The following is a 4,996-nucleotide window of genomic DNA, read 5'->3' as shown; positions in this document are numbered from 1 at the left end:
CCCCCCCCCCCCCCCTCCCCCCCCCCCCCCCCCCCCGCACTCTCCCTCAGAGCGTCGCAAACAGAGCAAGCCGCTCCGGCGTGTCAAAATCCGCAAGAACACTCTCATCCGCCGCAACCCGGCCATGGATCAGCGCCGGATCACGCAGCAGCGCCCGTGCGCCCCGGTCTCCCGTCAGAGCCTGCAGATCCCCAAGTCGCCGCGCATGCCACAGAACCGGATGGCCGGTCTTCCTGTCACAGACCGGAGCGACACTGTCCGGTGGCACGTCAGCCCCCATAAAATAACCGATGATCCGGTCCGTCGTCTCCGGCTTCACCAGAGGCATATCCCCTGGCAGGATCAGCAGCCCGGCCGCAGACAGGCGCTCCGCCAGGGCCGCGGCATACCCGACCGTGGCCGAAAGCTCGTAGCGCCCCGCCGGAACACAATGCACGGACAGCCGGTCCGACACGGGCAGCAGCCCGGTCAGGCACGGCACCAGCGCAGACGCCATGGGGGGCAGCAGGACCAGAACACGGGAAACATCCGAAGCCAGAAGCCCCGCCGCACTGCGGGTCAGCATGGCCGTACCGGACGAATCGCAGGCCATCAGCTTATGATCCGGCGCCGTCCGGGATGACGCCCCGGCCGCCAGAAGCGCTGCGACAATCCCCGTCACGCAGGATCCTGCCAGCCGGGACGCTGCGCCAGTGCCGCCCCCCGCCGGACCGCAACGATATCGGCCATAATCGACAGCGCGATCTCCTCAGCGCCAAGCCCCCCGATGGCCAGACCAACCGGCCCCCGGATCCGGGCAAGCTGATCCTCAGACAGACCCGCCTCCCTCAGCCGCGCCAGCCGGGAGGCCTGCGTCTTCCGCGATCCCAGCGCACCGACATAAAAAGCCGGACCGGACAGCGCCGCCGTCAGCGCCGGATCATCCAGCCGCGCATCATGCGTCAGCGTCACGACCGCCGTGGACCCGTCAATTCCAAGCGTTTCCAGCGCCTCATCCGGCCACTCGGTCAGCAGCGTCTCACCGGGAAAACGCGCCTGCGTCGCCAGCGCCTCACGCGGATCGATAATAACCGTGGTAAATCCCGAAAGCCGCGCCATCGGCGCCAGCGCCTGGGCAATATGAACCGCACCGGCAATCACAAGACGCGGCGGCGGCCTGAACGCCTGCACGAACCAGCCCGTATCCTGCCCGTCTTCAGCCACCAGGCACGCCCCGCCCGTGCGGAAAACCTCATGCACGGCCGTCATAACCTGCGCAGGCAGCCCGTCCCCCTCTGCATCGGGATAAAGAACGGACCGGTGCTTCCCCCCGAGATCACGCACGAGAACGGCACTCCGGCGCGCCTGCTCCGCTGCGGCAAGCTCCTCCGCAACCGCCAGCGGCAGCGTTCCGTGCGGACAGTCCGGCGTCCCGATCGCCTCGACAAACACATCCAGCCGCCCGCCACAGGCCAGCCCGACCTCCCAAGCCCGGCCGCTGCTCACGCCATAGGTCAGACCGGCCGCAGACCGCTCCCCGGCCAGAATACTCCGCGCCGCGGATATGACATCCGCCTCGACACACCCGCCGCTCACCGAACCCTCGGCATGCCCGTCAGCACTGACAGCCATAAGACTGCCCGCAGGACGCGGGGAACTGCCCCATGTTCCGGTAACGGTCGCCAGAGCGGCAGGCCTGCCCGTCCGGCACCAGGCGATGGCATGAGAAAGCGGAGAGATCATACCCGCCCTTGTATCACCTCCGGCCCGGCCACGACCACAGCCCGGCAGGGCAGGGATGATATGCGGACCCGTCACCCCCGCTTTGACATTCCGCCTCCGGCCCGGGCAGATAGATCAGGGGCAGACAGCTCAGGAACCGGACACGGCAGAGCCTGCCCGGCCAGCCCGCACGGACAGCCCGCCCGGACAGAAGGAACACGCCGCATGACGGAAACAGTCAGACCCGAATTCGAAATGCTGTCAGTCGGACCGTTCCGCCAGCATACCTCCCTGATCTGGATGCCGGACACGAAACGCGGCCTGCTGATCGATCCGGGCGGCGAATCCGATCACCTCCTCAGCCTCATCGGACAGCGCGGCCTGACGATCGAGGCCATCCTCCTGACACACGGTCATCTCGATCACGCAGGCGGCGCGGACGAGATGCGGACCCGCCTGACGGAAAGACAGAACGGAGAGCACGTGCCCGTCATCGGCCCGGACCGGCGCGATGAATTCCTGCTCAGCGGCATCACGGAAGCCGCCGCACAGTTCGGCGTAACAGGCCTGCGGAACGTAAAACCCGACTCCTTCCTGACGCACGGAGACGTGCTCGAACTCGCGGGCCTCACCCTCAACGTGAAATACGTGCCGGGGCACACACCGGGACACGTCATCTTTCACTGCCCGGCAGGGAACGTCATGTTCGCGGGAGACACGCTGTTCCGGGGCACCGTCGGACGCACCGATTTCCCCTACGGAGACGGCCCGCTCCTGATCCGCTCCATCCGCGAGCAGATACTGCCCGAGGACGACCGCACCATCATCATCCCCGGCCACGGAATGCCAACCACGATCGGCGCGGAAAAGGCAGAAAATCCTTTTATTGCCTGATGTATGCAGGACACAGGGGGGTCGATTTCCTTCCGGCACGGTGTTAAGCCGACACACATCTGTAACAGAAATACACGTATATGGTGCGGATCAGAATGACCCTGTGGAATCTCAGCCCCGTCCGGCTTCTGGCCGCCGCCCTGTTCCTGACAGCCGCAGGCATGCCCGCCGCTCTCGCCGCAGACACGGAGACCGGCGAGCCGACAGCCGCACAGCCCGAACTCCCCCGGGAGTCCCTGACGATCGTGTCAGGCAGCAGCAGACACGTCTTCTCCGTCGAGCTGGCAAAAACACCGCGCCAGCAGCAGGTCGGAGAAATGTTCCGCACACATATCCCGGATGATCGCGGCATGCTGTTCCTGTGGGTCTATCCCCAGGAAAGTAATATGTGGATGGAAAACACGCTCGTCCCGCTGGATATCGTCTTTATCGGACGCGATCACAAAATCCAGGCCATCGAGGAAAATGCCGTCCCGCTCTCCCTGGCCCATATCAGCAGCCACGGCCCCGTCACCGCCACCCTGGAACTGGCAGGCGGCGTAACACGGAAACTCGGCATCTCCGTGGGGGATGAGGTCGAATCCCCGTCGCTGGCCAACCGGCACTGACCCGAATGCCCCGGGCGTCAGAGCAGACCGGAAACGGATCATGACCATCCTGGTGACAGGCGTTGCAGGCTTCATCGGCGCTCAGGTCGCCGAAGCCCTGCTGGCCCGCGGAGAGCAGGTGACCGGCGTCGATAACCTCAACGCCTATTATTCGCCTGCACTGAAAGCGGCCCGGCTGTCCCGCCTCGAAAATCACTCCGGATTTTCCTTCCGAAAACTCGACCTGGCATCCCCCGGAGCGCTGGACGACATCGCAGACCCGGCAGACATCACCCACATCCTGCACTTCGCAGCCCAGGCCGGCGTCCGGTTCTCCATGGACGCTCCCCGCGCCTTCATACAGTCCAACCTCACCGGACATCTCGAGGTGCTGGAATACGCGCGACGCCTCCCAGCGCTGAAGCACCTGGTCTACGCCTCCTCCTCCTCGGTCTACGGCCGGAATACGGACATGCCGTTCCGGGAAACCGACCGGACGGACCTGCCCGGATCGTTCTACGCCGTCACGAAACGATCCGCAGAGCTGATGTCGGAATCCCATGCGCATCTCTACGGACTTCCGCAGACCGGCCTGCGCTTCTTCACCGTCTACGGACCCTGGGGACGACCGGACATGGCCTGCTTCCGCTTTGCAGAAGCCATCGCAGACCGCAGACCGGTCCCGCTCTACTCCGGAGAAGGACTCCAGAGAGACTTCACATATATCGCGGATGTCGTGCAGGCCGTGCTCGGCGTGATGGACCAGATTCCAGCGGTACACCAGGCCCGCGTCCTCAATGTCGGATACGGAAAGCCCGCCCTCGTCAGCCGGTTTCTCGAACTTCTCGGACAGGAACTCGGAGAGGAACCCCTGGTGGAACTCCGCGAACGCCCCGCCGCCGACGTGATCGCAACATGGGCCTCAACCGAAGCCCTGCGGACCCTGACCGGCTGGACGCCGGAAACAGGTCCGGAGGCCGGAATCGCGCAGTTCGTAAAATGGTTCCGGCAGTGGAGAACAGACCACCCGCCGGAATGAGACGCGTCAGACCGACATTCTCATAATTTCCTGATAGGACTGAATGATCCTGTCCCGGATGCCCGTCGCCGTCTGCAGCGCAACCTGGGCATCCGAAACCGACGTGACGATATCCGTCAGATTCCCATGCCCGCTCAGACCCTCCGTCGCCTTCGCTTCCGCCGTATGCTGGCGGTCAAGAAATCCCTGAACGGCATCCTGAAAAATCGAGCTGAAATCAGACGTTTTCCCGGCAGACGACGCATCGTCCAGACTGAATTCATTCCCGCCCAGGGTCGTCTTCTGCGTGCGGGAATAGGCGGCAGCGGCCTGAGCCGTATCTGTAAAGGAGGAAATTTTCATTTGAGCAGATCAATTGTCCTTGTAAGCATTGAACGGGTTGTCTGAAGCGTATTCAGATTGGCCTCATAGGAACGCTGCGCCTCATGCGCGTCCATCACCTCCACCATCGTGCTGACATTGGGAACCTTGACGTACCCCTTCGCATCGGCCGCCGGATGGGAGGGATCGTATTTCTTCTCGAACGGTGTCTGATCCTGACCGACGGACTTCACCCGCACGGAATCCTGCCCCGTCGTCTGATCGAGAATATTCTCGAACGTGATGGTCTTGCGCCGATACGGATCCGCGCCGGGCGTGGAGCCGGTCGTGTCCTGATTGGCAATATTCTCGGACACAACCCGCAGACGGCGGGACTGATACCAACTCTGGGATGCCCTGACTCATATTTGATTTCTTTAGGGTATCGTTTTGGATCGCCCTGTGATTCACCGGA

Annotated in this window: 7 protein-coding genes; 3 read left to right on the top strand and 4 right to left on the bottom strand. The window is 63.8% G+C overall.

Annotated elements, in window-relative coordinates:
* Positions 1–46 precede the first annotated feature (46 nt).
* Positions 47–661 carry an NTP transferase domain-containing protein gene (locus LOC54_RS11330; RefSeq protein WP_279313903.1) on the bottom strand — a complete coding sequence of 205 codons (615 nt, stop codon included), beginning with the start codon at positions 659–661 and terminating at the stop codon, positions 47–49.
* On the bottom strand, positions 658–1,722 hold the full coding sequence (locus LOC54_RS11325) for an XdhC family protein (protein WP_279313905.1): 1,065 nt from the start codon (positions 1,720–1,722) through the stop codon (positions 658–660). Before LOC54_RS11325 ends, LOC54_RS11330 begins: the two co-directional genes overlap by 4 nt.
* Before the next feature lie 204 nt (positions 1,723–1,926).
* Here LOC54_RS11325 and LOC54_RS11320 point away from each other — a divergent pair, with 204 nt between their 5' ends.
* The 3 genes from LOC54_RS11320 to LOC54_RS11310 all read left to right on the top strand — a co-directional run bounded on the left by LOC54_RS11320 (position 1,927) and on the right by LOC54_RS11310 (position 4,221).
* Positions 1,927–2,595: an MBL fold metallo-hydrolase gene (locus tag LOC54_RS11320; RefSeq protein ID WP_279313902.1), complete on the top strand. Its 669-nt coding sequence runs from the start codon at positions 1,927–1,929 to the stop codon at positions 2,593–2,595.
* A 161-nt stretch (positions 2,596–2,756) separates the two neighbouring features.
* Positions 2,757–3,203, top strand: a complete 447-nt coding sequence (locus LOC54_RS11315) for a DUF192 domain-containing protein (protein WP_279313904.1) — start codon at positions 2,757–2,759, stop codon at positions 3,201–3,203.
* A 40-nt stretch (positions 3,204–3,243) separates the two neighbouring features.
* Positions 3,244–4,221: an NAD-dependent epimerase/dehydratase family protein gene (locus tag LOC54_RS11310; RefSeq protein WP_279313901.1), complete on the top strand. Its 978-nt coding sequence runs from the start codon at positions 3,244–3,246 to the stop codon at positions 4,219–4,221.
* A gap of 6 nt (positions 4,222–4,227) precedes the next feature.
* Here the strand turns inward: LOC54_RS11310 and LOC54_RS11305 are convergent, their stop codons facing one another.
* On the bottom strand, positions 4,228–4,563 hold the full coding sequence (locus tag LOC54_RS11305) for a flagellar hook-basal body complex protein FliE (protein WP_279313900.1): 336 nt from the start codon (positions 4,561–4,563) through the stop codon (positions 4,228–4,230).
* Positions 4,560–4,898 carry a flagellar basal body rod protein FlgC gene (gene flgC, locus LOC54_RS11300; RefSeq protein WP_279313899.1) on the bottom strand — a complete coding sequence of 113 codons (339 nt, stop codon included), beginning with the start codon at positions 4,896–4,898 and terminating at the stop codon, positions 4,560–4,562. The genes LOC54_RS11305 and flgC overlap by 4 nt, the downstream gene beginning before the upstream one ends.
* Positions 4,899–4,996: the final 98 nt, after the last annotated feature.

The sequence above is a fragment of the Acetobacter sp. AN02 genome (genome assembly GCF_029759835.1).
Taxonomy (GTDB): domain Bacteria; phylum Pseudomonadota; class Alphaproteobacteria; order Acetobacterales; family Acetobacteraceae; genus Acetobacter.
This window is presented reverse-complemented; position numbering and strand designations above follow the sequence as displayed.